The sequence below is a fragment of the Alistipes sp. AM16-43 genome (assembly GCF_003435745.1).
GTDB lineage: Bacteria > Bacteroidota > Bacteroidia > Bacteroidales > Rikenellaceae > Alistipes > Alistipes onderdonkii.
The window spans coordinates 641,870-657,305 of record NZ_QTUQ01000002.1 but is presented as its reverse complement, the minus strand read 5'-3'; the positions used below and the strand labels follow the sequence as shown (position 1 = coordinate 657,305).

The 15,436-nt window shown below is 57.6% G+C and carries 14 protein-coding genes; 6 read left to right on the top strand and 8 right to left on the bottom strand.

Annotation, left to right across the window (positions count from 1 at the left end; translation table 11 throughout):
• The 3 genes from DW189_RS05900 to DW189_RS05890 are packed head-to-tail and all read right to left on the bottom strand — an operon-like array spanning nt 1 to nt 1,713.
• Nucleotides 1-411 (bottom strand): PcfK-like family protein, encoded by a 411-nt coding sequence (locus DW189_RS05900; RefSeq protein ID WP_009132163.1) that lies wholly within the window; start codon nt 409-411, stop codon nt 1-3.
• 45 nt (nt 412-456) lie between these two features.
• Nucleotides 457-1,449 (bottom strand): hypothetical protein, encoded by a 993-nt coding sequence (locus DW189_RS05895; protein WP_007559037.1) that lies wholly within the window; start codon nt 1,447-1,449, stop codon nt 457-459.
• A gap of 12 nt (nt 1,450-1,461) precedes the next feature.
• Nucleotides 1,462-1,713, bottom strand: a complete 252-nt coding sequence (locus tag DW189_RS05890) for a hypothetical protein (RefSeq protein WP_004303766.1) — start codon at nt 1,711-1,713, stop codon at nt 1,462-1,464.
• A 542-nt stretch (nt 1,714-2,255) separates the two neighbouring features.
• Here DW189_RS05890 and DW189_RS05880 point away from each other — a divergent pair.
• On the top strand, nt 2,256-2,549 hold the full coding sequence (locus DW189_RS05880) for a helix-turn-helix domain-containing protein (RefSeq protein WP_004319131.1): 294 nt from the start codon (nt 2,256-2,258) through the stop codon (nt 2,547-2,549).
• A complete protein-coding gene (locus DW189_RS05875; protein WP_004295430.1) occupies nt 2,546-2,857 on the top strand; it encodes a helix-turn-helix domain-containing protein in 312 nt (103 codons plus the stop codon). Before DW189_RS05880 ends, DW189_RS05875 begins: the two co-directional genes overlap by 4 nt.
• Nucleotides 2,858-2,890: 33 nt before the next feature.
• Here the strand turns inward: DW189_RS05875 and DW189_RS05870 are convergent, their stop codons facing one another.
• From DW189_RS05870 to DW189_RS05860, 3 genes are read right to left on the bottom strand one after another with little or no spacing between them, the layout of a single operon-like run.
• Nucleotides 2,891-3,256, bottom strand: coding sequence for a hypothetical protein (locus DW189_RS05870; protein ID WP_007559043.1), 366 nt, complete (start codon nt 3,254-3,256; stop codon nt 2,891-2,893).
• Between the two features lie 28 nt (nt 3,257-3,284).
• Complete coding sequence (locus tag DW189_RS05865) at nt 3,285-4,574, bottom strand: site-specific integrase (RefSeq protein ID WP_007568639.1); 1,290 nt, start codon at nt 4,572-4,574, stop codon at nt 3,285-3,287.
• 31 nt (nt 4,575-4,605) lie between these two features.
• Nucleotides 4,606-5,829, bottom strand: coding sequence for a site-specific integrase (locus tag DW189_RS05860; RefSeq protein ID WP_117507176.1), 1,224 nt, complete (start codon nt 5,827-5,829; stop codon nt 4,606-4,608).
• A 669-nt stretch (nt 5,830-6,498) separates the two neighbouring features.
• On the opposite strand from DW189_RS05860, the gene DW189_RS05855 reads away from it, so the two are divergent.
• The 4 genes from DW189_RS05855 (at nt 6,499) to DW189_RS05840 (ending at nt 11,867) form a co-directional block, all read left to right on the top strand.
• Nucleotides 6,499-8,595 carry a KamA family radical SAM protein gene (locus DW189_RS05855; protein ID WP_117507175.1) on the top strand — a complete coding sequence of 699 codons (2,097 nt, stop codon included), beginning with the start codon at nt 6,499-6,501 and terminating at the stop codon, nt 8,593-8,595.
• Between the two features lie 160 nt (nt 8,596-8,755).
• Complete coding sequence (locus DW189_RS05850) at nt 8,756-9,856, top strand: acyltransferase family protein (RefSeq protein ID WP_032135381.1); 1,101 nt, start codon at nt 8,756-8,758, stop codon at nt 9,854-9,856.
• Between the two features lie 91 nt (nt 9,857-9,947).
• The gene (locus tag DW189_RS05845) at nt 9,948-10,661 is read left to right on the top strand and encodes a pirin family protein (RefSeq protein WP_117507174.1); all 714 of its coding nucleotides are present in this window, start codon (nt 9,948-9,950) and stop codon (nt 10,659-10,661) included.
• Nucleotides 10,662-10,841: 180 nt separating this feature from the next.
• Nucleotides 10,842-11,867, top strand: a complete 1,026-nt coding sequence (locus DW189_RS05840) for a family 43 glycosylhydrolase (protein WP_117507173.1) — start codon at nt 10,842-10,844, stop codon at nt 11,865-11,867.
• Nucleotides 11,868-12,070: 203 nt separating this feature from the next.
• On the opposite strand, the gene DW189_RS05835 is transcribed toward DW189_RS05840, so the two are convergent.
• Nucleotides 12,071-13,654, bottom strand: coding sequence for a peptide chain release factor 3 (locus tag DW189_RS05835; protein ID WP_022332025.1), 1,584 nt, complete (start codon nt 13,652-13,654; stop codon nt 12,071-12,073).
• Between the two features lie 171 nt (nt 13,655-13,825).
• Complete coding sequence (gene nadB, locus DW189_RS05830) at nt 13,826-15,394, bottom strand: L-aspartate oxidase (protein WP_117507172.1); 1,569 nt, start codon at nt 15,392-15,394, stop codon at nt 13,826-13,828.
• Between the last annotated feature and the right edge of the window lie 42 nt (nt 15,395-15,436).

The window sequence follows — 15,436 nt, the reverse complement described above, 5'->3', positions numbered from 1 at the left end:
CTAAAATAGACTGGGCATTAGTTTGTTATCTTCGATTTTCTTGGGTTTGGACTTGGCTTTCGCCAACTTGGCGTAGGCTTCGCTCTCGGCCTTCCGTATGGCGTTCCGCCGTGCCTCGGCTTTTTCCTCCTCGGTCAGTTCAACGGTGTGATTGACCACTACCTTGCAACTGACGGGTTTGCCGATGTCGATGTCCTCCTCGTCGTAATAGTGGAGTGCCATAGAGTATATTTCCTCGTCGGCAAACCCGTTGCAACCGCTCTGCCGTACTTGGTTGATGATGAAAGTGCAGCAATCGTCAATGTTCTTTTTCGGGTTGGCGTATCGGGGTGCGAAAAGTTCGTCCTCCCGTGCCCGTGCGTCGAGATAGTTCTGTATCGTCAGTTTGAAATAATCTGTTCCTTGTGCCATGATTTTTTGGTATTGTGGGGCGGCGAGCCGCCCCGTGTTCAACATTTATTCGTCCTTTCCGAGAAGCCGCCGCACCTCGTCCTCTTTGGTCTTTTGGAAAATCCATCCCGCTCTCTTCTGCCCGTCATGCGTCAGCCGTGCGTTGAAGCGTCCCCCGAGTGCGTGAAGGGCGTCCTTGACGGGCTTGGTGTCCCCGAATACGGCTATCGCCTTCTCGGAATAGTCCACGATGATAAACCCGCCTTGCACGCTCGTTTCAGTGCGTTCCGCCCGTTTTTCGTCTTTCGGCTCGGGCAGACATATATTCTCCTCGTTTCCTGCGATATATGCCAGCCTGTCGATGTACCCTTCACGTGTGTAGTGGGTCAGTTTGCAGACACTCCACCCGTATTTCGGACTTTTGCCGAGCGTGAAAACGGGATAGCGGTGTTCGTTCTTGGGGTCGTATTCGGAGAGGTGCGCCGTTTGCGGGAAATTGGCCGCCGCCTTTCTCAACTCCCCGAAGCCGTTGCGGGAGGTGGCCGAAAAGCCGAGAATGACGGTACGCACGCTTCGGGTGGTCGAACACTCGTAAGAGGGGTCAGTGTATTCCGTTTCGTTGAGTTCGGCGATGATTACGCCCTGCACCCCTTCGGGCATGATGCGGCGTAACCTCTGCGCTCCTATTTCCGCTATGCGGTCATGCTCGGCTTTCTCTTTGGCGGCGGCGATGGCCTGCGCCGTGGCTTGCTCTTCCGCCTGCCCCACGAGCAAAGCCACCTCGAAAGCGTCCATGAACTCGGGGTTCACGTCGTCGTAGTACCTGCCGATACCGAATGTTTGCGAGAGGGGTCGCAGAATGTCCGTTTGGCTGATTTCCTTTGTTTCGGTATCGACCATGTGGTACACGTAGCCACGGGCGGTGTGTTCCACCTTGTAAACGACGTAACGCTTTCTGCTCGCACCCGCACCGATACCGATGATTACCTGGTTTTCCTTGACTACCTGCACCCGTGTGTCCGTGGTAGTCGCTCCGAATAATGAAATGTACTTTGTCATACCTGTAATAATTTAGAAGATGTGAGTGAATAGGAAATAGAAAAAGCCGGTTAGAGCCACGAGAGAAACAAGGCAGGAGAAAATGCCCCGCAGGATGTCATAACAGAACGTGAAGCCCAAAACGACCCAAATAAAGTCGATACCCCACACGTGGAAGCCCAAAGCCACCGCCCCGACCTTTACCGCCAACCCGACCTTTGCCTTTATGCCAAGTGGAAGGTTGGAGGATTTCTGTTTCCATTTATTTTTCTCTTCGTTTCTCATAACCTTTGACTTTTTTTTTATGCCGTAGCGGAGCCGGTATGGATGGAATCTGTTTCGGTAGCATCAAAAGGTGTCGGGGATAGCTGCTGCAAGATTTTGTCGGAAAATACGCTCGCCCGCAGGGAAAGAGGAAGATTTTGCGGCAAACCGCCCCGCGGCCCGATCTTGCAGCAGCGTGAGCCCCGTAACTACCTTTGCTACTGACAACAGATTTCCATACCGCGCTCCGCGGCATGAAAAAAAGAGAGGAAAAGGTTATGGGAGAGAAACGGGGAGAAAACGATATGCCGTGAACGCTCGCGAAAGTCGGTTCACGGCTCACCCTGCATGGAATGATAAATCGCCCGCGAACATTTCCTTTCACGGGCGATTGGCGTATCGGAGCGTGCCGATCCCGTATCGGCGGAGGATCGTTTCCGCCGGACGTGGCGCCACTCGCTGCCACTTTTAAGACGGATACGTCCATATACCACTGGCTGATAACAAGATACTGTCCATTTGTGTACTTTTGGGCATCCGGGAAACAAAAAATGAAACAGAACATGGAAATAATAAGTATGGACGTGAAGGCTTTCGACGCGCTGGCAGGGCACGTGGAAGCCATTGAAAGAAAAGCCGAGGCGTTATGCCGCAGGCAGGAGGACGTGAGTTTGAAAAAATGGCTGGACAACCAGGATGTCTGTGACGTGCTGGGGATATCGAAACGTACCCTGCAAACCTACCGGGAGAAAGGGTTGCTGCCTTTCAGCCGCATCCGTCACAAAATCTTCTACAAACCGGAAGATGTCGGGAAACTGCTGCAATCGTCGCACTATCCTAATACCGCCGCGTTATGAGCCATTATTTCATCGACAAGCACGATCCGCGTGTGGCGGATCTCTTCCGGCGTTTGGAAAAGGCCGGCAAGGCACTGGATAAACTGGAATCCTCCGGAGGCCGGACACTCAAGGGAGAGCGGTTCGTCACCGACGAGGAATTATCCCGGCTGCTGAAAATCAGCAGGCGTACATTGCAGGAATACCGCACGGCGCGGATCATTCCCTATTATTTGATTCAGGGCAAGGTACTATACATGGAATCCGAGATACAGAAATTTCTGGAAGATTCCCGGAAGAAATGTATCGGGGGACAGGAATGGGTATAAAAGAAGAACGGCCATCACGGCCGTTCTTCTTTTTCAGTTCAATATCGTGTTCATGCCGGGGAGCTGCCAGACGACGGCGGTCGTCGTGGCCCTTCGGACAAGCCACCGTCGGAAGGCTTCGGCATTCCCGGATTTTAAGCGGAAAGCCAGCGCGGCGATCATTTCGAGCGAATACAGCTCGACAATACCGCCGTCACGGTTGCGCTCCCGGCGGTAAACCCGCTCCTCACGGAGTATGCCGCTTTTGAGTATGGAGCGGATGTTGCTCCCCACGGCAGGAACGAAGACTCCGAACAGGTCGGCAATCTGGTGGCGCGTGAGCCATACACGGTTCTCCGGCGTGTGGATTTCCACCCGCCCGTTTTCAATGCTGATAGGTTCTCTTGTCGTCATAGTCATACAAATTTATCAATTTTTGTTATACTGTTCAACCGTTTACCGTTATAATATCTGCCGTTTCCGGTTCGTCCTCCTCGTAGAGATTTATTTTCCGGCCTTTGGTCTGTTCTTTCAGACGTTTCATGTCCTCGTCCACCTTGCGGTCGGTCACTTTGGCGTAAATCTGCGTGGTGGAAATGCTCTTGTGTCCCATCATGCGGCTGACAGTTTCGATAGGCACACCCAGCGAGAGCGTGATATGTGTCCCGAAATTGTGCCTCGCCTTGTGAAAGGTCATGTCGAAGCCGTATGTCCGTCCCAGTTCTCTGGTGAGCTTGATGAGATACCCCCGGCAATAGAGGTTGAAAATCCTGTCGCTTTTACGCTCGTGGCGGTATTTCTCGATGATCTGCAACGGCACGTTCAGCAGGCGGATGGCCGAGGGCGTTTCGGTCTTCTGGCGCCGGATGTGTATCCAGTACGTTCCGTCGTCCGACTGCGTGATGTCTTTTTCGGACAAGCGTTTCAGGTCGGCGTAGGACAACCCCGTGAAGGTAGCGAAGAGAAACCAGTCCCGCACCCGCTGGAGGTTGGGTTTACCGACGGGAGTTTCCATCAGTTTTTTGAGGTCTTCGAGTTTCAAATGGCGGCTCTTGCGCCGGGGCAGTTCCGGGTGCAGCTTCCCGTAAGGGTCGCGCCGGAGTGTACCCTGACTGACAGCCCGCTTGGTCATTTTTTTCAACCGGTAAAGATGCTCGTGTACTGTCTTGGGTTTCATTTCACGATCTGTACGCAGGAATATTTCAAAATCATCGTAGAACTCCCGGTCAAGGCTCCGCAACGCTACATCCTCCTTTTCCTTCCTTTTTTTCACGAAGGAGGCTAAAATATTATAGGAGTTCTCGTAACTTTCATAAGTTTCTTCCTTGCGATCCACGCCGACACGCTTGCGGAACTCCTCGTTATGCTCGCGGAACAAGGCAAGGAGGGTGAACGGTTTCTGCCCGATTCCTTCCACGGCGTTTTTGACCAGCTCGGCCGTCACGAAACCGAGGCTTTTACGAATATGACGGTAATGTCCGGTGATTTTTTCGGTCAGTTTCTCTATTGCCTGGTTTACCGTTCGGGCGTTCTCGCTTCGTCCGTTCGCCCTTTTGGTTTCCGGATTCCAAAGCGATGGATCGACAAACGCGTTGATATTGATCGGGGCCGACTTGGCGTCGATGCTTACCTTGCATAACAATTTACATGTTCCGTCCTTGCGGACTTTCGTGCGGTTGATGTAGAACAGCAGGGAGAACGTGCTGCGGCGTTTTATCTCTTTATTATTCGTTTCCATAATCGTTGTGAATTTGATTGTCAATGATAGATTAAATAGCTACGGAGAAGCGGCCGGCAATCTTTTCCTCTAAAGACCGGGTATCCATGTCGATCTTGTCATCGGTCACTTTGGCGTAAATCTGCGTCGTGGAAATGCGGCTATGCCCCAGCATTTTACTGACGGTTTCAAGCGGGACACCATGCGAAAGCGTGATCTCGGTGGCGTAGGTATGGCGTCCGCAGTGAAAGACGAGCTTCCGTTCAATTCCGCAAATGGCGGCAATACGTTTCAGTGTCCGGTTGAGTTCGTTGTTGCTGTACATCGGCAGCAGTTTTCCTTCCGGGGCCATATCCCGGTACTTGTCGAGGATGAGCAACGGTATGTCGAGCAACGGCACTTCATAGTCGATTTTCGTCTTCTTGCGGGCGGTCTTGATCCATACCTCACCGTCCTCGGCCACTTCCAGATCCTCCGTCGTCAGGCGGCACATGTCCCCGTAAGGGATACCCGTGTAGCAGGAGAAGAGGAACAGGTCGCGGATATGGTAGAGTTTCGGGTCGTGCAGGGGTGTGGTCATCAGCCGTTGTAACTCTGCGGCGGTAAGGTATTTCTGTTCCCGCTCGGGATGTTCGGCTTCATACCCCGCGAACGGGTCGGCAGTGATAATCCCTTCCGCGATGGCTTCCCCGACAATCGTGTTCAACCGTGTGACAAGCAACACGATAGTTCCCAGGGCAAAGCGGCGCTCCGTGCGTAGGTAGAGGTCATAGTTGTCGATGAATGAACGGTTCAGGGCCGTGAAAGGAACATCCGACAACTTGTATTTCTCCTGGATGAAAGCAGCCACACAGTTACAAGCATAGCGGTAAGATTGTGCTGTTCCCTTTTCCCGGTTCACGCCGACACGTTTTTCGAAATGTTCGATGAACGTCCGGAAATAACCCAACAGGGTTTCCTGCCCGAAAGCCGTCCCCAACAACAGATTCCTTATTTCTTCAGCCGTTACATTCTCACGGGTGGCTGACAGTTCGTCATAAATGGAAATGGCTGAAGCTCGCAAATCGTCCAGTTGCCGGTTGATTTCCCGCGCGGCGTTACTTTTACCCGTGGCACGTCCGGATGCCCACAGTGCAACGGGTACGGACATTTTCGCACTAAAAGCCGCTTCTGAAAATTTGCCGACGGCAAGTTTCGCCATGACCGGGCAATGTCCCTCGTCATTCATTTCGCTCTTTTTGAGGTAGAACGTAACCGTTACATCCGTCTGTTTCATAACTCTATTTTTTTTATGTTGCAAAATTACTTGATATAGAGTTATTTACAGTTATGAAAATTATAGCGGAACAAAGAATAAAACCCCGGATGCCGATAACATAACCTGTATTTCCATGAAAAACGGAAAAAAACGGTTATCTTTACGGGCAAAATATAGGGTTCTTTGCATGGTGAACGGTAAAACCGCAGGTGGTTAAGCGTTATTTTGCCGGATTATCCGGGGCTAAAAAAGGCAACGGATAAGTAGCAAATCTTTCTCTTAACCTTTCATTATCCTGCATTTTAGCGATTTGGAAAGGTATAGAAGAATTTGGCTTAACTCTCCTCAATACCAAACACTTACTTTATTTATCCAAATTTTGCCGTTTTTTTGCGAGTTCTTCTTATCTTTGTAGCGGATTCCGTATGGCGGCCGTCGTTTTTTTGCCTTGAGGCCGTCGATTCTTGCCGGCTCGCCCGTGAGCGGCGGCTGTTGATATTCGCCCGGAGGGCTGTTATTTTTCCCGGGTATATCGTCTGAATGCGGAGGAATTTGCAGGGGAGCCTGCGGTTCCGGGTGTATCTGTGATTTTATTGCGCCGTGCCTTTTTTTGTACGCTGACGACCGTACCGGGGACATTGCCGCCCGCATCCGAAAATTATAACGAAAAAATAAACGATAGTGCTTATGAAACAAAGGAAAATGCTTTCATTCACGCTTTACCAGCTCGGGCTGCTTTTCCGCCAGGAGCTGCCGGGACTTGTTGCCCAGGCCGATGCGAGCCGCGATGCCGGGGAGTTCCGGGCCCGGCTCGAAGAGTTCGTCGCCCGGCATGCGGCGGCGCAGGGCGAGGCGGCGGAACAGATCCGCCTGCTGATCGGCTACGACGGGCGGGAGGTGAGCGAACTTTCGACCGGTGAGCAGATGCCCGTGCGGACGCTGGAATTGCTGTGGCAGTTCCTCACGGGGCGGCTGGAGAACCCGGAGATGCGTTGCGACCTGTTCATCGACCTGTTTTTCCAGTTCAAGCGCCTTGAGGGGCTGGAGTTGCAGCCGCTCACGCCGCAGCGCGTCCGTATCCGCAGCGATCGCTGGCCGACGGGGCTCGATCCCGAGGTGGCGGAGGTGCGCGCCCGGAACAGGGAGCGTATGCTCCACCTCTTGGTGCAGAAGATCGAGAACCGCAAGTCGACCCCTTCGCGGTTCCGTTTCGAGGAGGGGATGACCTACGAGGATAAATACCGTCAGGTAGGCGTCTGGTGGGGCGATTTCCGGTTCCACCTGGCGATGGCCGTGAAGAGCCCTTCGGAGTTGAACCGGTTTCTGGGCAACTCGCTTTCGGCGGAGACCATGTACCTGCTGTCGAAGGCCCGCAAGAAGGGGATGCCGTTCTTCGCCACGCCTTATTACCTCTCGCTGCTGGACGTCACCGGCAAAGCGTACGACGACGAGGCGATCCGCAGCTATATCCTCTATTCGCCGCAGCTGGTCGAGACCTACGGGAATATCCGCGCCTGGGAGAAGGAGGACGTCGTCGAGGCCGGAAAACCCAATGCGGCCGGGTGGCTGCTGCCCGACGGGCACAATATCCACCGCCGTTACCCCGAAGTGGCGATCCTGATCCCCGATACGATGGGGCGTGCCTGCGGCGGGTTGTGCGCCTCGTGCCAGCGGATGTACGACTTTCAGAGCGAACGGCTCAATTTCGAGTTCGAGAGCCTGCGCCCCAAGGAGAGCTGGGATCACAAACTGCGCCGCCTGATGGCTTATTTCGAGGAGGACACGCAACTGCGCGATATCCTCATCACGGGCGGCGACGCCCTGATGAGCCAGAACAAGACGCTGCGCAATATCCTCGAGGCGGTCTACCGCATGGCCTGCCGCAAGCGCAAGGCCAACCAGGCGCGTCCCGACGGTGAAAAATATGCCGAGTTGCAGCGCGTGCGGCTGGGGTCGCGCCTGCCGGCTTACCTGCCGATGCGCATCGACGACCAGCTGGTGGAGGTGCTGAAGGAGTTCCGGGAGAAGGCCTCGGCCATCGGCGTGAAGCAGTTCGTCATCCAGACCCATTTCCAGTCGCCGCTGGAGGTGACGCCCGAGGCACGGGAGGCTATCCGGAAGATTCTTTCCGCCGGGTGGCTCATCACCAACCAGTTGGTATATACCGTCGCGGCATCGCGCCGCGGGCATACCACCCGCCTGAGGCAGGTGCTCAACTCGCTGGGCGTGGTCTGTTACTATACCTTCTCGGTGAAGGGCTTCGGCGAAAACTACGCCGTCTTCACGCCCAACAGCCGTTCGATGCAGGAGCAGCAGGAAGAGAAGCTCTTCGGGCGGATGACCGCTGAGCAGACCGCGGAACTGGATGCGGCGCTGACCGGCGAGGGCGACACGGCCGGGCGCATCCGCCGCTTCATGAAGAAACACCGGCTGCCGTTCCTGGCCACCGACCGCAGTGTGCTCAACCTGCCGGCCATCGGCAAGAGCATGACCTTCCGGCTGGTGGGCATCACGGCCGAGGGGAAGCGTATCCTGCGCTTCGACCACGACCGTACGCGCCGCCACAGCCCGATCATCGACCGTATGGGCGAGATCTACATCGTGGAGAACAAGTCGGTGGCGGCCTATCTGCGCCAGTTGGAGAAGATGGGCGAGGACGCGGAGGATTACGCCAGCATCTGGGGTTACACGCACGGTCAGACCGAGCCGCGTTTCGGGCTGTACGTCTACCCCGACTTCCCGTTCGGGGTGACCGGCCGGGTGAGCAATCTGGAGCTGGAGTAGTTGCCGGTGGAAAAAGCAGGGGCCCGGCCGGATGCGCTCCGCCGGGCCCCGATATATTTGGATATATCAGAAATTCTTATTATCTTTGTGTAAAGTATAATAGGGCCGGTCGAAGAAGGATCACTGACAAGGATCGGGCCGGAAGAACAGCACCCGAATTATGAAACCGTCCGAACGATTGCAGTCGCTCGATGCCCTGAGGGGGTTCGACATGCTCTTTATCATGGGGTTCGCCTCGCTCGTCGTCGCCGTGTGCGGCCTGTGGCCCAACGCTGTGACCGACAGCATTGCCAGCCAGATGGGGCATGCCAGCTGGGACGGCTTCACCCACCACGATACGATCTTTCCGCTGTTCCTCTTCATTGCCGGGGTGAGCTTCCCCTTTTCGCTTTCCAAGCAGCGTTCGCTGGGGTTGTCGACCGGGACGATCTATGCAAAGATCGTCCGCCGCGCGCTGACGCTGGTGTTGCTGGGGGTGGTTTACAACGGGTTGTTCAGGCTTGATTTCGAAAACCTGCGTATTGCCAGCGTACTGGGGCGTATCGGCCTTGCATGGGGCATAGCCGCGGTGCTGTACCTCAATTTCGGGGTGAAGGCGCGCATTGCGATCGCCGCAGCCATACTGGTCGGTTACGGCCTGTTGTCGGCGCTGGTGGCGGCACCCGACGTCGCGGGCGCAGGGCCATTGACCCGGGAGGGTTGCCTGGCAGGGTATGTCGACCGGCTGCTGTTGCCGGGTAAGCTGTACGGCAAGACATTCGACCCCGAGGGGCTGCTGAGTACGGTGCCCGCCGTGGTGACGGCCATGCTGGGCATGTTTACGGGGGAATTCGTGCGGCGGCAGGACTTGTCGGGCGGCCGCAAGGCGTCGTGGATGATTGCGGCGGCCGTGGCGCTGCTGGTCGCAGGGCTGGCTTTCAACGGGGTGGTGCCTGTGAACAAATCGCTGTGGTCGAGTACGTTCGTATGTGTCGTGGCTGCCTATTCGCTGGCGATGTTCGCCCTGTTCTACTACCTGATCGACGTCAGGGGATGGCGCCGCTGGACGCTCTTCTTCCGCGTCGTGGGACTCAATTCGATCACGATCTATCTGGCCCAGCGTATCGTGGGCTTCGGGCGCATATCCGATTTCTTCCTCGGGGGCGTGGCGTCGAAATGCCCGGAGGCACTTGCCGCCGTGGTCGACAGTGCCGGCTATGTGGCCGTCTGCTGGCTGTTTCTCTATTTCCTTTACAGAAAGAACGTCTTTCTGAAGGTGTAGCCTGCGGATTCCGTCAGGTGCTGCGCGCAGGCGCGGCTGGCGCGGAGTTTGCTTCACGCCCAACCGATTGTATAATAAAAAAATCATTGCTATGAATAAGACGATTCACCGCGCACAGACGCGCGGACACGCCAACCATGGTTGGCTCGATACCTACCATACGTTCAGTTTTGCCGGATATTACGACCCCCGGCGAATCCATTTCGGCGCCCTGCGGGTGCTCAACGACGATACGGTCGCCCCGGGCGAAGGATTCGGGACGCATCCCCACGATAACATGGAGATCGTGTCGATTGCGCTCGAAGGTGCGCTTCAGCACGGCGACAGCATGGGGAACATGCAGGAGCTGCGCCCGGGCGAGATCCAAGTCATGTCGGCCGGGACGGGCATTACGCACAGCGAAATGAACGCCAGCGACACGGAGCCCGTGAAATTCCTGCAGATATGGGTGTTGACCGATGCGGAGAACCATACGCCGCGTTACAACCAGATCCGGCTGGCGCCGGCAAAGCGTAACGAATTGAGGACGATCGTGGCCCCCGAAGGCCGCGGTGGCGAAAACACGGGCTGGCTCCATCAGGATGCCTGGTTCTCGACGCTCGACCTGGACAAGGGGCATGACGTTGAATACCGGATGCATACGCCCGGGAACGGGGCCTATGTCTTCGTGATCGAAGGGCTGGTCGAGGTGGACGGCGAAGTGCTCGGCCGCCGCGACGGCATGGGGGTCTGGGATACCGACGGCTTCGGGATCAGGGCTTCGGCCGACGCCCAGGTGCTGGTCATCGAGGTGCCGATGCGTTAACGGGCGGATATATAGGTGAAAGCCTGCTGGTTTCCAGCAGGCTTTTTTTATTGCCGCCGTGCCGCACCGGCCGGGCGGAAACGGAAAATCCCCTTCCGCCCGGCCGAAGACAGTGTATTTTTCGTATCTTTGTTTGCCGGTTCCGGCAAAATATCGTTGAATTCGTAAATGAGATACGCTATGAAAAATTATTTCGTCGCACTCGCCTTCACGGCGCTGTTCCTGCCCGTGGCCTGTGCCTGCGGCACGCCCGAACCCGCCCGCAGCGGGGACGGGGATCCCCTGCCCGGGAACCCCGGGGCAAAGAGCTACAAGAACCCGGTTTTCCGGGAATTCCTCGTGGCCGACCCCACGGTAATACGCGCCGAGGACGGGAATTTTTACCTCTATGCGACCGAGAGCGGAAAGAACAACATCCCCATCCTGCGCTCGTCCGACCTGGTGAACTGGACGAAGGTCGGCGAGGTCTTTACGGCGGGGAACCATCCGCAGATAACCGACAAGGCCGGGGCCAACCTCTGGGCGCCGGACATCAACAAGATCGGCGACAGGTATGTGCTGTATTATTCCCAGCCGGGGGAGAACAACAAGCACGCCATCGGCGTGGCGTCGGGCCCCTCGCCTGTCGGGCCCTTTACCGACCACGGGAAACTGATCGGCAGCGACGAGATCGGGGTCGATATTTCGATCGACCAGTTCTACATCGAGGAGGACGGGCACAAGTACATGTTCTGGGGAAGTTTCCGGGGCATCTGGGCGATTGAACTTGCGGACGACGGGTTGTCGCTCAAACCCGGGGCCGGGAAGCGTAAGATCGCCGGCGACCAGTACGAGGGCACCTACATCCACAAGCGGGACGGGTACTATTACCTGATCGTCTCGACGGGCGATTTCATGAAGGATTACCATGTGGTCGTCGGCCGCAGCCGGTCGCTGATGGGGCCTTATGTCGATCGTGCGGGGCGCGACATGCTCGGCGTGCACCACGAGCTGGTCGTGGGCAACGGCAACGGGTTTGTCGCCCCGGGGCATAATGCGGAGTTCATTACCGACGACAAGGGGCAGGACTGGATGCTCTACCACACCCGGCTCGAGGTGGGCGGGCCGCGTTACCTGCTGCTCGACCGGATCGAGTGGAATGACGGGTGGCCCGAGGTGCGCGGGCACGTACCAGCCCGGAGTGCCGAAGCTCCCGTTTTCGAGTAGCCCGGCGGCAGGCCGTGCGATGTCCGTGCGTGCGGCGTCCATGCCTGCGACCTGTCTGCGATGTCCGTGCCTGTGACCTGCCTGCGGCATCGCGGTTGACGCGGCCGGGGCGGGCGTATTGCCGGCAGGAAGAGAGAATTCCGGCGGGATCCCACATGGGTTCCCGCCGGAATTTTTACGGATCGGACAGCCCCCCCCCTGGATCAGAACTCCGAGGTGAAGTGGAAGCGGATGTCCTTGAAATTCTCCTGCGCCAGCGCCAGCCCGTAGCTCGTATCGGCGAGGAATACGTCGCGGCCGTGCTTGTCGACGGCCATGTTGGTGTGCTTGCGGCGCTTGAAATCGGCCAGCTGCGCGGCGTTGTCGCTCTCGATCCAGCAGGCTTTGTAGATCGAGATCGGCTCCCAGCGGCAGGCGGCGTTGTATTCGTGTTCGAGTCGGTACTGGATGACTTCGAACTGGAGCGCCCCGACCGTGCCGATGATCTTGCGGCCGTTGAGCGAGGATACGAACAGCTGCGCCACGCCTTCGTCCATCAGCTGGTCGACGCCCTTGGCGAGCTGCTTGAATTTCAGCGGGTCGGCGTTCTCGATGTAGCGGAACTGCTCGGGGGCGAACGACGGGATGCCCGTGAATTTGAGCTTCTCGCCCTCGGTGAAGGTGTCGCCGATCTTGAAGTTGCCCGTGTCGTGCAGGCCGACGATGTCGCCCGGGTAGGCAAAGTCGATGACCGATTTCTTTTCGGCCATGAAGGCCGTCGGCGAGGAGAACTTGAGCTGCTTGCCGCTGCGTACGTGCAGGTAGTTATGGTTGCGCTCGAACGTCCCGGAGCAGATTTTCAGGAAGGCGATGCGGTCGCGGTGGTTGGGATCCATGTTGGCGTGGATCTTGAACACGAAGCCCGTCATCTTCGGCTCGGCGGGCTCCACGGTGCGGGTCGCGGTGGGCGCCGGGCGCGGCGAGGGGGCGATGCGGACGAAGCATTCGAGCAGTTCGCGCACGCCGAAGTTGTTGACCGCCGAGCCGAAGAACACGGGGGCCAGCTCGCCGCGCAGGTAGGCCTCGCGGTCGAACTCGTCGTAGACACCTTCGACCAGCTCCACGTCCGAGCGCAGCTGTTCGGCGAATTTCGCGCCGATGTAGCTGTCCAGCTCCGGCGACGCGAGGTCGGAAATCTCGGCGGTCTGGGCGTCGGCGGTGAGTTTTTCGTCCGACGTGAAAAGCGAGAGGTTCTTTTCGTAGAGGTTGTAGACCCCGCGGAACGTGGGGCCGTTCGAAATGGGGAAGGCCAGCGGCCGCACGCGGATGCGCAGTTCCTTTTCCACCTCGTCCAGCAGGTCGAAAGGCTCCTTGGAGGGGCGGTCGAGTTTGTTGATGAAGACGATCACCGGCGTCGAACGCATACGGCACACCTCCATCAGTTTGCGGGTTTGCGACTCGACGCCCTTGGCGCCGTCGATGACGATGATGACCGAATCGACGGCCGTCAGCGTGCGGTAGGTGTCTTCGGCGAAGTCCTCGTGTCCCGGGGTGTCGAGGATGTTGATCTTGGTGCCCTTGTATTCGAAGCCCATCACGGCCGTGGCGACCGAGATGCCGCGCTGGCGCTCGATCTCCATGAAGTCCGACGTGGCGCCTTTCTTGATCTTGTTGCTTTTGACCGCCCCGGCGACGTGGATGGCCCCGCCGAAGAGCAGCAGCTTCTCGGTGAGGGTGGTTTTACCCGCGTCGGGGTGGGCGATGACCGCGAAGGTGCGGCGGCGTGTGATTTCTTCCTGTAATGTCATGAACCTGAAATGTCTCTTTTATAGTTGCCGCAGGGGTGCTGCCGGGCGCTGTCGTCGCGGCCTTTGGCCGTGTTTACAAGTCTGCCCCACCCCTAAATCCCCGCCTCGGCGGGGACTTCTGTCCGGCGGAACGCCGGAACAGGGCGCTGTTATTTATAGTTCCTTTATTATCTATACTTCCTTTTCCTTGTTCGGGTAGTCGGCGTTGTAGTGGCAGCCGACCGACTCCTTGATCTCGCGGCCCTGTTTGATTACCAGGTAGGCCACGGCGATCATGTTGCGCAGCTCGCACAATTCGCGGTTGGGCTTGGTCTTGTTATAGAGCTCCTCGGTCTCCTGCCAGAGTATCTCGAGGCGGCGCATGGCGCGTTTGAGCGAGAGGTTCGAGCGGACGATGCCCACGTAGTTGGACAGGATGGTCTGCATCTCGCGCTTCGACTGGATGATCATCAGCATCTCCTCGGTGTGCTGCGTGCCTTCGAAGTCCCAGTCGGGGATGCCCTCCTGGATGTCGACCTTGGGGAGCAGCGACGCAGCGTGGCGTGCGGCCTGGTCGGCATAGACCACCGCTTCGATCAGCGAGTTGGAAGCGAGGCGGTTGGCTCCGTGCAGCCCCGTGCAGGAGGTTTCGCCCAGCGCGTAGAGGTGCCTGATCGAGGTCTCGCCGTTGGTGTCGACTTTCACCCCGCCGCAGCAGTAATGCGCCGCAGGCGTCACGGGAATCCAGTCGCGGGTGATGTCGATGCCGATCGAAAGGCATTTTTCGTAGATGTTGGGGAAGTGACTGCGGATGGCTCCGGGGTCTTTGTGCGTGACGTCGAGGTAGACGAAGTCCGAGCCCCGCTTGGTCATTTCGCGGTAGATGGCGCGGGCCACCACGTCGCGCGGCGCCAGCGATTTCATCGGGTGGTATTTGTCCATGAACTCCTCGCCGGAAGGCAGGCGAAGGATGGCACCGAAACCGCGCATGGCCTCCGTGATGAGGAAATTGGGTTTCTCGCCGGGGTTGTAGAGCGTCGTGGGGTGGAACTGGATGAACTCCATGTTCTCGGTGATGGCCTTGGCGCGGTGGCACATGGCGATGCCGTCGCCCGTGGCGACGACCGGGTTGGAGGTCGTGGAGTAGATATTGCCGCAGCCGCCCGTGGCGACGACGGTGAACTTGGCGAGCATGGTCTCGATCTCGTTGGTGGCGAGGTTGAGCACATAGGCGCCGAAGCAGGCCAGCCCGCGCGTATGGCGCGTGACGAATTCGCCCAGGTGGTGCTGCGTCAGGAGGTCGATGGCGAAATGGTGTTCCAGCACCGTGATGCCGGGGTGCCGGCGAACCGACTCGACCAGCGCCCGTTCGATCTCGGCGCCCGTGAGGTCTTCGTGGTGGAGGATGCGGTGTTCGGTATGCCCGCCCTCGCGGTTCAGTTCGAATCGGCCGTCGGGGGTTTTGTCGAAGCGTGTGCCCCATTCGATCAGGTCGCGGATCAGCTCCGGAGCACGTTTCACGACCAGCTCGACGGCTGCCTCGTCGCATTTGCCGGCTCCGCAGACCAGGGTGTCGCGGATATGTTTTTCGAAGGTGTCGGGAGCATAGGTCACCGAGCAGATGCCGCCTTGTGCGTAGTTGGTATTGCACTCGTTCATTTCGCCCTTCGTGACGATCGTGACATGCCCGTGGGCCGCGGCCTTGAGCGCGAACGAAAGCCCCGCTGCGCCGGAACCGATAACCAGAAAGTCGGTTTTCATAGTTTTGTGAGCAATTATGCGACGCAAAGTTATAAAAAATGC